Genomic DNA, 14,253 nt, shown 5'->3' with positions numbered 1-14,253 from the left:
CTCCGTAACGCCCATACTCCTCCGCGTCGGCTACTTCGGTATGAACATCGCTCCGGGCGGGTGGCGGTACGCGGTCCCGCCGGCGCTCGCCGCCGTTCCCGCGCTCATCTTCAGCACCGGGCTCGCCGCGGGGCTGCTCGCCCTCGCGGTCGGCGTGGTCGCGTTCTTCCGCGACCCGGACAGAACGCCGCCGCTCACCGGCATCGTCTCGCCCGCCGACGGGAAGGTGTCCGTCCTCCGCGAGGAGGGCGACCGCGTCCGCGTCGGCGTCTTCATGAACGTCTGGGACGTGCACGTCAACCGCTCGCCGGTCGCCGGCACGGTGGAGGGAGTCGAGCACAGCCCCGGCGCGCACCGCCCCGCTTTCTCGAAGGAGTCGGACCGCAACGAGAAGGTCCACGTCCGGTACGAGGACTGCGAGGTGACGCTCATCGCGGGCGCGTTCGCCCGGCGCATCCACCCCTACGTAGAGGAGGGCGACGAGCTCAACCGCGGCGACCGCATCGGCCACATCGCGTTCGGCAGCCGCGCCGACGTGCTCCTCCCGCCGGAGGTCGACCGCGAGGACCTCGCGGTGGAGAAAGGCGACGAGGTGACCGCCGGCGAGAGCGTCATCGCGACCGGGCCGGAGGAGGAGATACTGACGTGAGCGGCGACCCGGTCCCCGCGGACGGCGAGAGCGGAGCGGGGGACGGCGACGGCGGCTCCGTCCGCGAGCGCGTCGGCGGGATCGAGATGACCCGCCGGAACGTCCTCGCGACCGTCGGCGGCGGCGCGACGCTCGGCGCGGGCAAGGCCGTCGACAACGTCCTGATCGGCTACGGCGTCCTCGTCGGCGAGAACCTGCAGACGCAGGACCTCGCCGCGGTCGCCGGCGAGCGCCTGGACGCGACGCTCGCGGCGTCCGCGCTCCCCGACGGCCACCGCGCGGTCGTCGGCGACGACTCGCTCTCGGTGGTCGACGCGGGCGGCGACGCCGTCGCGACGGTGTCGCTCCCCGGCGACCCGGCGGACGGGGCCGCCGTCGACGCGGACCTCGGCTTCGGCGACGGGGCCGTCGAGCAGCTCGTGCGCGACCTCTCGGACCTGCGGGCGGGCGAGTTCGAGTTCGCGTTCTCGCAGCGCGAGCCGTACTTCGACCGCGTCGACGCCGCGGAGGCGCGACCGTTCACGACGGGCGCGCTGCGCGGGCCGCACTACGACGGCGTCGCCCCCGAGACGGTCGAGGCGTTCGCGGGCGTCGACCCCGCCCGCCCGCGGGCGCTGCTCGACGGGCTCGTCGAGGCCTTCCGCGAGTACTCGTCGTACGACGTGCCGCGCTATCTGGCGGGGTCTATCGAGGACAACCTGCTGTTCGGCGCGGTCGACCTCCGTCGGTACTTCCAGACGCCCGCGGACTTCGACGCGGTCCGCGAGGACGACGGGACGGGGATGTTCTGCTGGGAGTTCGCCAACCGCTCGCTGGAGGCGCTCCACGCGGTGCCGGCGCACCGCCAGCGCCGCCCCGTCGTCGGCATGAAGGTCCACGACGAGCGCCACAAGCACATGTACACGGGCGTCGCGACGGCGGTCCGCGTCGGGGGCGAGCTCGTGATCCCCGCGACCTTCGTCGACTACACGCACTCGACGCTGTACGACGACTTCCACCTGACGGGCGTACTTGGCGAGGGATTGGAGGCGTACAACGAGCGCCACCGCGCGACGGATATCTACTGGCCCTGAGCGCGGCGCGCAACGGCGGCCGGGGATCGGAGCGCAGTCACCGAACGCCGCCGCTCGGCGACACCTGCTCGATCGCGGCCGCGAAGTGCTCCTCGCCGATCACGACCTCCTCGGCGCGCTCGTTTGCCTCGTCGGGGCCGAGCTCCTCCGCCAGTTCGCGGATGGCCCGCATCGAGGCGTCGCGCACGACCGCTTCGAGGTCGGCGCCGGTGTACCCCTCCAGGTCCCCCGCCAGCGCATCCAGGTCCACGTCATCGCCCAGCGGTTTGCCCAGCGAGTGGACCTCCAGGATCTTCCGGCGCGCCGCCTCGTCGGGTTCGGGTACCTCGACGTGGGTGTCGATCCGGCCGGGCCGGAGGATGGCGGGGTCGATGGCGTCCTTGCGGTTCGTCGCCGCGAGGACGACGACGTTGGGGTTCTCCGCGAGGCCGTCGAGTTCGGTCAGCAGCTGCGAGACGACGCGCTCGGTCACCTCGTGTCCCTCCCCCCGGCGGGCGGTGACGGCGTCGATCTCGTCGAAGAAGACGATGCTCGGGGCGGACTGACGCGCCCGGTCGAACACCTTGCGGACGGCCTTCTCGCTCTCGCCGACGTACTTGTCGATGATCTCCGGGCCGTTCACGTGGACGAAGTTCACGTCGGTCTCGCCGGCCAGCGCGCGGGCGAGCAGCGTCTTCCCGGTGCCGGGCGGGCCGTACAGCAGGACGCCGGAGGGCGGGTCAGTGTTGGTCACCTCGAACAGCCGGTCGTAGGCGAGCGGCCACTCGACGGCCTCCGTGAGCGTGTCCTTCGCGCCCTGGAGACCGCCCACGTCGTCGAAGCTCGTCTCCGGGGTCTCGGCGACGTACTCCCGCATCGCGGAGGGCTCGACGGCGGCCAGCGCCGCCTCGAAGTCCCTCCGCGTCACCGTCGGCTCGTCGTCGGACTCAGCCTCTCGGAACCGAGGGAGCGCGTGCATCGCCGCCTCGGTAGTGAGGGCGTGGAGGTCAGCGCCGACGAAGCCGTGGGTGCGGGCCGCGATCCGCTCGACCGAGACGTCGTCCCCCAGCGGCATCCCGCGGGTCTGCACTTCGAGGATCTCCTGTCGGCCCGCCTCGTCCGGGACGCCGATCTGGATCTCGCGGTCGAAGCGCCCGCCGCGGCGGAGCGCCGGGTCGATGGCGTCGACGCGGTTCGTCGCGCCGATGACGACGACGTCTTCGCGGGTATCCAGCCCGTCCATCAGCGAGAGCAACTGCGCGACGATGCGGTTCTCCGCGCCGTCGCTGTCCTCGCGCGACCCCGCGATCGAGTCGATCTCGTCGAAGAAGACGACCGCCGGCGCGTTCTCTGCGGCCCGGTCGAAGGCGTCGCGCAGGCGCTCCTCGCTCTCGCCCTTGTACTTCGACATGATCTCCGGGCCGTGGACGGTGATGAACTCCGCGTCGACCTCGTTCGAGACGGCCTCGGCGATGAGCGTCTTCCCGGTGCCCGGCGGCCCGTACAGCAGGACACCCTTCGGCGGCTCGACCCCGAGCTGGTGGAACAGCTCCGGCTCCGACAGCGGGATCTCGATCATCTCGCGGACCTGCTCCAGTTCCTCGTCGAGGCCGCCGATGTCCTCGTAGGTGACCATCGCGTCACCGTCGACGCCGTCGTCGCCCCCGCCGGAGCGCTCGGGGTCGTACGGGTCCGGCGCGACCAGCACCATCGTGGTCGGGGTGATGCGGACGGGGCCGGACGGGTCGGTGTCGACGACGCGGAACGGCCGGTCGGCGACGCGTTCGAGGCGGATCTGCTCGCCCTCGCTGACGGGCCGGTCGTTGAGGTCGCGAGTGACGGCCCGCTCGACGACGGTGCCGTCGACGTCCGCGAGCGACGGCGGCGGCGCGACCGTCACCGACTGCGCGTCCTCGATGGAGCGCTGAGAGACGGTCACCGAGTCGCCGATCTGGACGCCCGCGTTCGTTCGCGTGTCCGCGTCGACGAGGACCGAGTCCGGCGGCACGTCGCCGTCGGCGGGCCACACCTTCGCGACGGTGGTGCGCTCCCCACGGATGACGACCGTGTCGCCGGAGAGGACGCCGAGCTCCCGGCGAGCAGCCTCCGGGATGCGCGCGACGCCGCGGCCGGCGTCGCGCTTCTCCGCGCCGCGGACGGTGAGTTCGACGGCGGAACCCTGCGAGTTCATGCGCCGGGGTAGCGCCCCGACGGCCTTTATTCTTCTCTCATCGGCGGGGAAACGTCGCCGCCGCCCCCAGAGAAACGCATTTATCGACGGCCGTCACACGTTGTCACATGGTCGTACAAACGGAGCGCGACGACATGACCTGGTTCGAGTGCGAGGGCTGCGGGCTGATGTTCGACGACCAGAACGACGCGCGACAGCACGAGGAGAACTGCGACGCCGAGGAGCCGTCGTACATCCAGTAGCGCCGGCCGCGACCGCCGCATTTGGCGGTTACCGGCGTTCGCGGTGCTCGGCGGCGAGTTCCTCGGCGCGCTCTCTCGTGTTCGTCGCCTCCCACCGAACCTTCGTCCCGGACCCGTACGCGAGCGCCGTCTTCAGTTCGTCCCTGAGGACGCCGGCGCCGACCTCGACGACGGTCCCGTCGTCGTCGCCGAGTTCGTACACGCCGTAACGCTCGGGCGCTTTGCCGACCGTACTGCGCTCCAGCGGACGCCACTGTTTGGGGAGGGGCATTCGACTACTCAGGCGATCTCGTAGGACCGCTCGCTCACTTCGTCCTCGGCGAAGACGAACACCCGGCCCCGGGCGACCTCCGGGTCCGCCTCGACGACGACGGCGTGCCCGTCCATCCTCGCGGTGACGCCGGGGAACAGCTCCGTCTCGTCCTCGACGTAGATCCGCCCGACGCCGGTCGTCTCCAGGATGTCGTCGTGAGTGTTGTAGTCGTTGACGTACATCATGACGCCCTCGGTCTCCGTCGGGTCGGTGACCAGCACCTGCACCTGCTTGCCGGGCGGCGTGCGGACCGAGTCGTCGACCTTCTCCGGGACTCCGTGGTAGAGGACCTCCCGTCCGTCGAGGTACTCGACGTAGACGCCTTCCTCCGCGAGTTCGACGCCGAGCGTCGACGGCGAAACGTTGTTGCGGGCGCTCATGTGCGTACGTTTCCGGGGAACGCTCAAAAGCGGCCCGCTCTCGACGCGACGGCGCCGCGGCGGTCGGCGGGGCGACCGCGGCACCGCTCCGCCGATGCGGCCGCAAGGGGCCGCCGCATCGCCCGGCTATATCCGCGGGGACCGTCAGGGGTAAGTGCGTGATCTGACTCTCCCCTGTATGGACGGTCGGGCACGCGCGCCGGCGGCGGGGACGGTGCTGAACGCTCTGGCCTGCGGCAAGGGGTCGGCGTTCGCCATCGACGAGTACACGTCCGCCGAGGTGACGTTGGACGGGAGCGACGAGGTACGCGGCGAGATAGCCGGCGCGCCGGACGCGGACACGCGCCTGATCGAGCGCTGCGTCGAACTCGTCGCGGCGGAGTTCGGCGACGGCGAGGGCGGTACCGTGCGCACCGAGAGCGAGGTGCCGATGGCCTCCGGCCTGAAGAGTTCGAGCGCGGCCGCGAACGCGACGGTGCTCGCGACCCTCGACGCGCTGGGCGTCGAGGACGTCGACCGCGAGGCGGCGTGCAAGCTCGGCGTGCGGGCCGCCCGCGACGCCGGCGTCACCGTCACCGGCGCGTTCGACGACGCCAGCGCGAGCATGCTCGGCGGGGTCACCGTCACGGACAACGAGCGCGACGAACTGCTCGCCCGCGACGAGGTCGAGTGGGACGTGCTCGTGTGGACGCCGCCCGAGCAGTCGTTCTCGGCGGACGCCGACGTGGAGCGGTGCCGGCGGGTCGCCCCGGTCGCCGAACTCGTCGCCGACCTCGCGCTCGACGGCCGCTACGGCGAGGCGATGACCGTCAACGGCTTCGCCTTCGCCGCCGCGCTCGACGCCACCGCAGAACCGCTGCTCGAGGCGCTGCCCGACGTCGCCGGCGTCTCGCTGTCGGGCACCGGCCCGAGCTTCACCGCGGTCGGCGACCGAGAGACCTTAGAGGTGCTACGAGAGACATGGGAAACACGACCAGGAACGACATGGCTGACGACGACACAGACCGACGGCGCCCGGACGAGATGAGCCTCGACGAGCTCCGCGAGGAGATAGAGACCATCGACCGCGAACTGGTCGAACTCATCGCGCGACGCACCTACGTCGCCGACACCGTCGCGGAGGTCAAGGAGGAACACGACCTGCCGACCACCGACGAGGCTCAGGAAGAGGCGGTGATGGAGCGCGCTGGAAAGAACGCCGAACAGTTCGACGTGGACGCCAATCTCGTGAAGGCGATCTTCCGACTGCTCATCGAACTGAACAAGGTGGAACAAAGGAGCAACCGGTAGCCTTATTCGGGCGTTTCAGGGCTTCTATTGCTGATCGATTAGTCAAATCTTCTTCCGGCAGTTGCGCTTTCCGTCGGTGCTATTTGAGCGGAACACAAGACTACAGAACGTGTTCTCTACCATCCGTGTATACGCTCACTGACTCACTCCGTATCGATCGTCTCATTCGTAGATCGTTTGTCGACGGTCCTCGCTGCGCAGTCGGCCTAACCAGTGGCGAACCTCGTCACCGTCTGCTGTGACCCAACCCGGTCCTATTCTCTCCGGTGGCTTTGCCTACTGCCATCGTTGGGCGTAGTTCACGTTCAACACGATGTTAGTTGGGTATGATCGGCGGATGTGAAACCGGGGCTCATCAATTAGAATGACGGCCTCACGGTGAGAGACATCGCCAACCCCTCAAGCGGTTTTTCCTGAGAAACATACTGGGACATTCCGAAGCGAGAGTCGTCGCGAGCATATCGGGGCTCCATCGTGCTCTACGAGGCCCACCGACTCAACCGACGCGCCCGAGCAGCCTTGAGAAGATCGACTCCTCCGCGCTTAGAGACGCAAGCATATGTCAACTTTCCATCATAACCCGGAGCAGATGCTGGGAATTATTACGCGAGATAGACCATTGTGAGTGAGGAGTGGTACAATGGTGTCACTACTCGCCGTAGCTGGTGTCGTTGTCGCCGTCTTCGTCGGGTTCAACATCGGTGGATCATCGACGGGCGTGGCATTCGGTCCAGCAGTCGGTTCACGCCTCGTTCGGAAGCCGACGGCAGGGGTCTTGTTCGTCGGCTTCGCCTTTCTTGGTGCGTGGACTGTTGGTCGGAACGTCATCGCAACAATGAGTAGCAGCATCGTGCCTGCAACCCAATTCACACCTGTCGCAAGCGTCGCCGTCTTGTTTTTCACCGGCGCGTCGCTACTCATCTCCAATCTCTACGGCGTTCCAGCCTCGACCTCGATGACGGCTGTCGGCGCCATCGTTGGGCTCGGACTTGCGTCTGGAACACTCAACCAGGCACTCATGTTTACCATCCTTTCGGCGTGGATTATTGCGCCGCTATTCAGTTTGACCATCGGGGTCGTGGTCGGGCGCTACATCTACCCATATCTCGATCGCTATGTAGCGTTCACGACGTTCGATCTTCATCTCATCCAGCTCGACCGCTCGGAATCGATTCCACGTCCCCGATTGAATCGGAATGCATCATTACAGGACCTCGCTGGCTCGCTCTCGGTGGTCGTCATTGGCTGTTATATGGCGTTCTCCGCCGGTGCGTCAAACGCGGCGAACGCCGTGGCTCCCCTCGTTGGTGAGGGAGGATCACTCACGGTCAATCAGGGGGTCCTGCTCGCGGTGTTCGCCTTCGGGCTGGGCAGTTTCACCATCGCCCGCCGTACGCTGGAGACGGTCGGAGACGATATTACGGAGCTTCCTATCCTCGCGTCGCTGATTGTTTCCGTCGTGGGTGGCACAGTCATCACGATCCTCTCCTATTTGGGGATACCTGCGAGTCTTGCGGTGAGTACCACATCGACGATTATCGGGCTCGGGTGGGGTCGGGCAAGTCGAGCGGCGACACTGGCAGAACTGGTGACACCTGCGCCTGAAAATCCTGACCTAGAGGTCTCGACAGGAGCGTTACTCACCTCACGCGTCGAGGAAGCCCCTGCAAGCCCGACAATCGGAGATATTGCCCGACATGAGAAACCGATGGACGAACCGAAGGAGATACCGGACGTTCCCGATATCGGCGCGGAAGGACCGGCTGACCTCGACGAGCGAAGTCTCTTTGACCCGAGAGCAGCCAAGCGTATTGTTGTATTTTGGGTGTTGACACCGGCGCTATCGGTTACCGCTTCCTATCCGGTATTCGCATTCTTATTGTGAGCGAGAGTTGGAGAACTTGCAGAAGGTGAAGCTCGTAATCCCGACGGACAGCACACTACTGGCGGGGGCGTGGCGCGAATCGGCGAGGAACGCGCCGAAGAAGTGTCTGCCGAAAGTTTATTCCAGCAAGAATTGGCTTCCGCGCTCGAGATGTGTGGATTGAAAGACGCACCCACATCTCGCGGGCACTGTTCCCGACTTGACTCGGAACTGGACCGCCTCAACGCTAGCCGACCGACTTGGATCGGTGCGCGAGGCTGTGAAGTGCGCCCGATATATCTGCGATACTTTTTGTTTATACTCGGATGCGAATCAGCCACTCTACCGGCCAGTTCTAAGGACTTCACAAACGGCAGTAGACAAAATTCCAGGAGGATACGTGCTGGATTTCAGCGACCTGAACGAGGCCGAACAACGCGAGCAGCGGTAGACGGATCGGCCGCTGCAGCCGCAGACGAACCGCGTGGAGTCGGCGAGCGCGGCGCTAGCCGACGCCGTCCCGGATCACCATCACCTTCACCCGGCGCACGCCGTCGAAGTCGCGGAGCCGGTAGGTCAGCTCGCGGACCCGTTCCGCCGACCCGCGACAGAACAGCGATTCGAGGCACCACTCGCCCTGATGGGTGTGGCTCGTGTTGAGAATGACGTCCTGGTACTCGTGCTGGACGGCGTGGAGTTCCCGTATCACCTCGTGGTGGCGGTAGTCGAACGCGACGAGGGCGACGACCTCGCCGGTCGTCGCTTCGAGGCGGGAGTGGGCCTCGACGTACTCCAGCATCGCTTCCCTGACCGCCCGAGAGCGGTTATCGATCCCCTGCTCTCGCCACACCCGATCGAACGCCGCGACGACGTCGTCGGGGATGCTAAAGCTCGTTCGCATACGCAGAAGGTCGACGCGCCGCCACAAGATACCTCGCGTATGACGATCTCCCCGATTCGGTAGTAACAACCGTTATACAGCCCGTCGTCGGAGGCTCCGGTACCGCAATGTTGCACGACGAAGCCCTCGGACTGCTCCTCGGCGCGATCGCGCTCGGCGCGGTACACGGCGTGGAACCGGGGCACGGCTGGCCGGTCGCCGCGTCGTACGCGCTCGATCGGACGAACAAGTGGGCGTACGGGTTCGCGGCGAGTCTCATCCTCGGCATCGGCCACCTCGTCAGCAGCATCGCGATGGTGGCGGCCTTCTTCTACGCGAAGGACTACTTCGACCTCGCGCGGGTCGACGAGCCGATCACGGTGCTGGGGGAGTTCCAGATCGGCGGACCGGTCAGCCTCGTGGCCGGCGTCCTGCTCGTCGCGCTCGGCGTCCGCGAGTACTTCCACGGCCATACGCACGGGGGCCACGGCGGTCACGAACGCGGCGACGGGCACGAGCACAGCCACTCACGCGACCACGGCCACTCACACGACCGAGACGAGGGGGGACTGGGTTCCCGCCTGAAGGGCTTCGTGCCGTTCCTCGGCGGACACGCTCACGCGCACGACGACCCCGGCGAGGCCGCCGACCGGGGCCTCTTCGGCATCGCGTGGTTCGCCTTCGTCCTCGGGTTCGCCCACGAAGAGGAGTTCGAGATCATCGCGCTCTGTGCGGGGTCGAACCACTGCCTCGAACTGATGAGCGCGTACGCTCTCACCGTCGTCGCCGGCATCGTCGGGCTGACGATGCTCCTGATTGCGGGGTACCAGCGCTACGAGGAGCGAGTCGAGCGGTACGCGCCGTACCTCCCAGTGTTCTCCGCCGCCGTCCTCGTGACGATGGGACTCGGGTTCGTCGTCGGGCTGTTCTAGGCTGCCGGGGGCCGCACACTGCCGCGGGGCCGCAACGGGTATACGTTCCCTCGCACGATAGGTCGAGTAAGACCGGTATGAGTTCACAGGACAGGGCGATTTTGCTCTTCGCCGACGGGGACGCGTCGCGGATAGCCGACGCGCTGTCCCAGGACGGGGCGACGGTCGTCGTCGAGCGGGACGCGACGACCGCGGCGGGACCGCGGGAACCCTCGATCGACTGCGTCGTCTCTCACACCACTGGAGAGCGGCCGCTCGACGACATCGCCGCCGCGAGCGCGGCCCTACCCGGTGTCCCGCTCGTCGCGCTCACGGCTGACGACGGGCCGACACCGGCCGCTGTGCTGGAGGCGGGGGCGACGGACTGCGTCCAGATGCGGGGCGCAGTGGACGACTGGGCGCCGCTGCTGGCGCGACGGGTCGACGCCGCCGTCGACGCCGCGGAGACCGAGATGCGGTCGGCGTACCAGTCGGCGCTCGACTTCGCGGTCGGCGACCGCCCGGCGATAGTCGCGCTGTTCGACGCCGATCGCCGGCACGCGGCGGTCGTCGGCGGCTGGGAAGACGGGGGCGTCGACCCGGCGGACCTGGAGGGCTCGCGCGTGGACGACGCCCCGTTCGACCCCGCCGTAACCGCACACCTGCAGGCGCTCTACGAGGCCGCGCTCGGGGGCGAACGCCGCTCGACGACGCTCGCGGTCGAGAACCGACTCTGCGAGGTAGAGACGATGCCGGCCGAGGGAACGGACGAGTACGGTAAGGTCCGGTATCGTCCGGCGGGGAGCGCGACGGTGTTCGACGCGGGCGACGGCGCGGCCCTGCTGGGCGAGGTGGACGGCGGCATCGACGAGAAGGTCGAGCGCCTGCACGACGTCGCCTCGGTGCTCGAGGCGACGGACCGCGAGTCAGAGATCTACGAGATCGCGATCGAGAGCGCCAACAACGTCCTCGAGTTCGACGCCTGCGTCGTCGCGGAGCCCGTCGACGGGGAGTTCGTCCCGCTCGCGGCGACCGCCGACCGGCCGCAGTCGCTGAACGAGCGACTCGGCGTCGACGAGGGCGTCATCGGCCGGACGTACCGCGAGGGCCGAACCGTCCTCGTCGAGGACGTCCGGAAGGCGTCGGAGGCGGCGCCGACCGACTCGCGGTTCCGGTCGGCGCTGTCGATCCCCGTGGGCGATATCGGAGTGTTTCAGGCCGTGTCCGACGAGCCCGGCGCGTACACGGAGTCCGACCGGGAGCTCGCCGAACTCCTCGTCGCCCACGTCACCCACGCCGTCGAGCGCGTGCGGTACGAGCAGACGGTCACGCGGGAGCGCGACCGCTTCGCCGCGCTGTTTCAGAACATCCCCGACGCGGCGATCCAGTACGTCTTCGCCGACGGGGAGCCGCGGATCGAGCGCGTCAACTCCGCGTTCGTCCGTCTGTTCGGGTACGAACCGGACGACGCCGTCGGCGAGTCCGCGCTGGACCTGCTCGTTCGGAACGACGACCGGGACGAGGCACGGGAGCTGTACGCGTCCATCCGGAACGGGGAGCACCTCGACAGGGAGGTCGAGCGGCTGACTGTCGACGGCCCCGCGCCGTTTCTCCTCCGGAGCGTCCCCGTCTCCAGCGGCGACGACAGGCAGCGCGGGTACATCATCTACACCGACATCGGCGAGCTCGTCGAGCGGGAGCGCGAACTGGAGCGTCAGAACGACCGGCTCGACGCGTTCGCGTCGGTCGTCAGCCACGACCTCCGGAACCCGCTGTCGAGCGCGAGCGGCTACCTCGAACTGGCGCGCGAGACCGGAAACGACGAGCACCTGGCGGTGGTCGAGGAGGAGCACGAGCGGATGAGCCGCATGATAGAGGACATCCTCACGCTCGCCCGGGAGGGCGAGGCCGTCGGCGAGGTCGACCCGGTGGACCTCGCCGCCGTCGCCGAGGCGTCGTGGGAGAGCGCCGACACCGCGGACGCGACGGTGTCGATCGGGGACCTGCCGACGGTCGAGGGCGACGCCGAGCGGCTCCAGCAGCTGTTCGAGAACCTGTTCCGGAACGCCGCGTTCCACGGAGGCGACGACGTGTCGGTTCGCGTCGGCGCGTTCGAGGACGGGTTCTACGTCGCCGACGACGGCCCGGGCGTCCCCGACGACATGAAAGACGAGGTGACGGAGATGGGCGTCTCGACGGCGAAAGACCGGGGCGGAACCGGCTTCGGCCTCGCCATCGTCTCCGAGATCGCCGCCGGCCACGGCTGGACGGTCGAAGTGGCGGACGCCGCGGACGGCGGCGCGCGGTTCGAGGTGTACACGGACGCGAACGGAGGTAAGGCGACGTGATCGAGGTGGAGGTGGTCGACGCGACCGTCCGCGCGGTCGACCGCCGGAACAACGCCGCGGAGGTAGAGACCGTCGGCTGGGACGAAGTCGGGCGGACGCACTCGTTCCCGCAGCAGATCGACGCGGCAGTCGGAGGGCGGGTGACCGAACTGACGTTGCCGTCGAAGTACCCGCAGCTGGCCGAGGTCGACGCCGACGGGACGCTGGCGAACCGGACAGTCCTCGATTCGAAGGGTGAGCACCAGCTGTCCCGGGGGAACTACCAGCTTCGCGTGGAGCCGCCGATCCGTATCACGGTGCGGTTCGAGGGTCCAGCGACGGTCACGACGACGGACGACGACGAGGTCTCGCTGTCGTTCGAGCAGCCGGAGCGCGTCTCGATCGGGTTCCTGAGCTTCATTCGGGTCCCGCGGCAGACGATCACCGTCCCGCCGACGACGCGGGGACTCGCCGCCGCCGTCACGAACTTCTCCGCCGCGCTGCAGCGGACCGACTCCGCGCGAGCCATGGACGAGTTCAGGCGGCACCCGCCGCGGATCGCCTTCGGCGACGAGATCGACGTCCCCGCGGCCGTCACGGACTTCGTGCCGGAGACGGACCTCGTCGTCCGGGTCCCTGACAGGATGGACGCGCTGTTTCACGTCGCGCCGCTCGCGTACTACCTCGGCGCGCGGGTCGAGGTCGGAGCGGGAGACCCGCTACTGTACTCGCCGGGAACGGACTTCAGACACTCGCTCGCGCCGCCCCCGGAGTTCCGGTACGACGCCGCGACGCTGCTCAGGCGGGTGTTCCTCCTCGACAGCCTCGTGCAGTACGACCGGAACGCGACCGCGTCGCCGGAGCAGTCCGACCTGCTCTCCCTGGTGGACCTCGACACCGCGCGGTGCGACGACTACTCGGACGTCGAGCGGCTACGGGCGTACCTGGACGTCGACTTCGGCCGCATCAGCCCGGCGCTGCCCGAGTGGCACTTCGTGAGCTACGTCGAGCCGACCCCGGAGAACGCGACGGCGCTCCCGTACCTGCTCCGGTACCTGCCCGTGATCCTCCATCCGGACTCGGATCGGGGACGCGGGACGGACGGGGCGGCCGCGGCCGGCGAGGTCGCGGACCTCCTCCCCGACCGGCTCGCGACCGGCGCCCCGCACGGGAGCGCGATCGCCTGGATGGCGGACGACGCGGAGTCGGAACCGGTGGCGGACTGGTTCCGGCCGATCCCGGCGGCGTACGAGCACGCCTCCGCCTACCTCGACCGGAGCGACGGCACCGGGCGGGTGGTCGTCGTCTGCAACGACCCGTCGCGGCGCTCGGTCCGCGACGGCGCGGCGGCGCTCTTCCGGCGCCACGGGCCCGACTCCGTCGAGGTCGAGACGCGCGACGCGGTCCCCCGGGCGGACCTCGCCGCGCTGTTCGAGCGCGGGGCCGACTTCGTCCACTTCGTCGGCGACTGCGCGGGCGGGCTCGACTGCCCGGACGGCCGTCTGCGGCCTGACCGCCTCGAAGCGTCGAACGCCCGGCTGTTCTTCCTCGACGGCCCCGGCTCGGTCGAGACGGGCTTCGACTGCGTGCGAAGCGGGAGCGTCGGCGGGTTCGCGCTCGACGGCGACCGGCCGCTCGCGCCGGCGGTGCGCGAGCGGCTCCTCGGCCTCTTCGCCAGGGGGTTCACGGTCGACCAGGCACGTCGGTACGCGGTCGCCGCCGGGGAGTCCGATCCGGCCGACGGCGCCGGACTGCGAGCCGTCGGCGACGGGTTCCAGCAGCTGGTGCGGAACGTCACGCTCTACTGCACCCCGGCGACCGTCGAACCGATCGACGACAACCTGTTCGACGTGGAGGCGTACCCGTACATCCCCGAAGCGGGGTTCGTCTGGCGGCCGGAGCTGCGGGACCTCCCGGCGCGGTTCTGCGCCGCCCCCTCCCGGTTCGCGGCGACCGGGCCCGAACTGCGGGAGCTGATCGAGACCGAGAACCTCGTGCCGACGTTCGACGGTACCGTCCACTGGCGGGGCGACGAGGACCTCTTCTACCCGTTCGTCTGACGGCGCCGGGAGCGACGCAGTGGCGATGCGTAGCGCTCAATACGCTCAGTCCGGTAGCCGAGGGCAGTGGTACCGGAGTTCGTCGGAGCGCTGC

Annotated in this window: 13 protein-coding genes; 9 read left to right on the top strand and 4 right to left on the bottom strand. The window is 68.6% G+C overall.

The genetic code is table 11. From position 1 onward, the window contains the following. The first annotated feature begins 40 nt into the window (after positions 1-40). Both D8670_RS15325 and D8670_RS15320 read left to right on the top strand, forming a co-directional pair. Positions 41-649, top strand: a complete 609-nt coding sequence (locus D8670_RS15325; protein ID WP_121818994.1) for a protein sorting system archaetidylserine decarboxylase — start codon at positions 41-43, stop codon at positions 647-649. Further along, a complete protein-coding gene (locus D8670_RS15320; RefSeq protein WP_121818993.1) occupies positions 646-1,722 on the top strand; it encodes a hypothetical protein in 1,077 nt (358 codons plus the stop codon). The genes D8670_RS15325 and D8670_RS15320 overlap by 4 nt, the downstream gene beginning before the upstream one ends. Before the next feature lie 37 nt (positions 1,723-1,759). Here the strand turns inward: D8670_RS15320 and D8670_RS15315 are convergent, their stop codons facing one another. After that, positions 1,760-3,892, bottom strand: a complete 2,133-nt coding sequence (locus tag D8670_RS15315) for a CDC48 family AAA ATPase (RefSeq protein ID WP_121818992.1) — start codon at positions 3,890-3,892, stop codon at positions 1,760-1,762. Positions 3,893-3,999: 107 nt separating this feature from the next. On the opposite strand from D8670_RS15315, the gene D8670_RS21670 reads away from it, so the two are divergent. Further along, entirely contained in the window at positions 4,000-4,134 is a 135-nt protein-coding gene (locus D8670_RS21670) for a DUF7128 family protein (protein ID WP_255459051.1), read from the top strand. A gap of 28 nt (positions 4,135-4,162) precedes the next feature. On the opposite strand, the gene D8670_RS15310 is transcribed toward D8670_RS21670, so the two are convergent. After that, the gene (locus tag D8670_RS15310) at positions 4,163-4,405 is read right to left on the bottom strand and encodes a DUF7508 domain-containing protein (protein ID WP_121818991.1); all 243 of its coding nucleotides are present in this window, start codon (positions 4,403-4,405) and stop codon (positions 4,163-4,165) included. An 8-nt stretch (positions 4,406-4,413) separates the two neighbouring features. Then, positions 4,414-4,827: a DUF5796 family protein gene (locus tag D8670_RS15305; RefSeq protein ID WP_121818990.1), complete on the bottom strand. Its 414-nt coding sequence runs from the start codon at positions 4,825-4,827 to the stop codon at positions 4,414-4,416. Positions 4,828-5,005: 178 nt separating this feature from the next. On the opposite strand from D8670_RS15305, the gene D8670_RS15300 reads away from it, so the two are divergent. The 3 genes from D8670_RS15300 (at position 5,006) to D8670_RS15290 (ending at position 8,002) form a co-directional block, all read left to right on the top strand. After that, complete coding sequence (locus D8670_RS15300) at positions 5,006-5,854, top strand: shikimate kinase (RefSeq protein WP_121818989.1); 849 nt, start codon at positions 5,006-5,008, stop codon at positions 5,852-5,854. Then, positions 5,812-6,117, top strand: coding sequence for a chorismate mutase (locus D8670_RS15295; RefSeq protein ID WP_121818988.1), 306 nt, complete (start codon positions 5,812-5,814; stop codon positions 6,115-6,117). Before D8670_RS15300 ends, D8670_RS15295 begins: the two co-directional genes overlap by 43 nt. Positions 6,118-6,757: 640 nt before the next feature. Then, the gene (locus D8670_RS15290) at positions 6,758-8,002 is read left to right on the top strand and encodes an inorganic phosphate transporter (RefSeq protein WP_121818987.1); all 1,245 of its coding nucleotides are present in this window, start codon (positions 6,758-6,760) and stop codon (positions 8,000-8,002) included. Between the two features lie 484 nt (positions 8,003-8,486). Here D8670_RS15290 and D8670_RS15285 read toward each other — a convergent pair whose 3' ends face one another. Beyond that, positions 8,487-8,882 (bottom strand): CopG family ribbon-helix-helix protein, encoded by a 396-nt coding sequence (locus D8670_RS15285; RefSeq protein WP_121818986.1) that lies wholly within the window; start codon positions 8,880-8,882, stop codon positions 8,487-8,489. Between the two features lie 107 nt (positions 8,883-8,989). Between D8670_RS15285 and D8670_RS15280 the strand changes: the two genes are divergently transcribed. The 3 genes from D8670_RS15280 (at position 8,990) to D8670_RS15270 (ending at position 14,159) form a co-directional block, all read left to right on the top strand. Further along, positions 8,990-9,793, top strand: coding sequence for a hypothetical protein (locus D8670_RS15280; RefSeq protein WP_121818985.1), 804 nt, complete (start codon positions 8,990-8,992; stop codon positions 9,791-9,793). 77 nt (positions 9,794-9,870) lie between these two features. Continuing rightward, complete coding sequence (locus tag D8670_RS15275; protein WP_162994316.1) at positions 9,871-12,120, top strand: sensor histidine kinase; 2,250 nt, start codon at positions 9,871-9,873, stop codon at positions 12,118-12,120. Beyond that, positions 12,117-14,159 carry a hypothetical protein gene (locus D8670_RS15270; protein ID WP_121818983.1) on the top strand — a complete coding sequence of 681 codons (2,043 nt, stop codon included), beginning with the start codon at positions 12,117-12,119 and terminating at the stop codon, positions 14,157-14,159. Before D8670_RS15275 ends, D8670_RS15270 begins: the two co-directional genes overlap by 4 nt. Positions 14,160-14,253 lie beyond the last annotated feature (94 nt).

The organism is Halostella limicola, assembly GCF_003675875.1.
GTDB classification, from domain to species: Archaea; Halobacteriota; Halobacteria; order Halobacteriales; family Natronoarchaeaceae; genus Halostella; species Halostella limicola.
The sequence above is the reverse complement of the archived record's forward strand: the minus strand, read 5'-3'. Positions and strand labels throughout refer to the sequence as shown.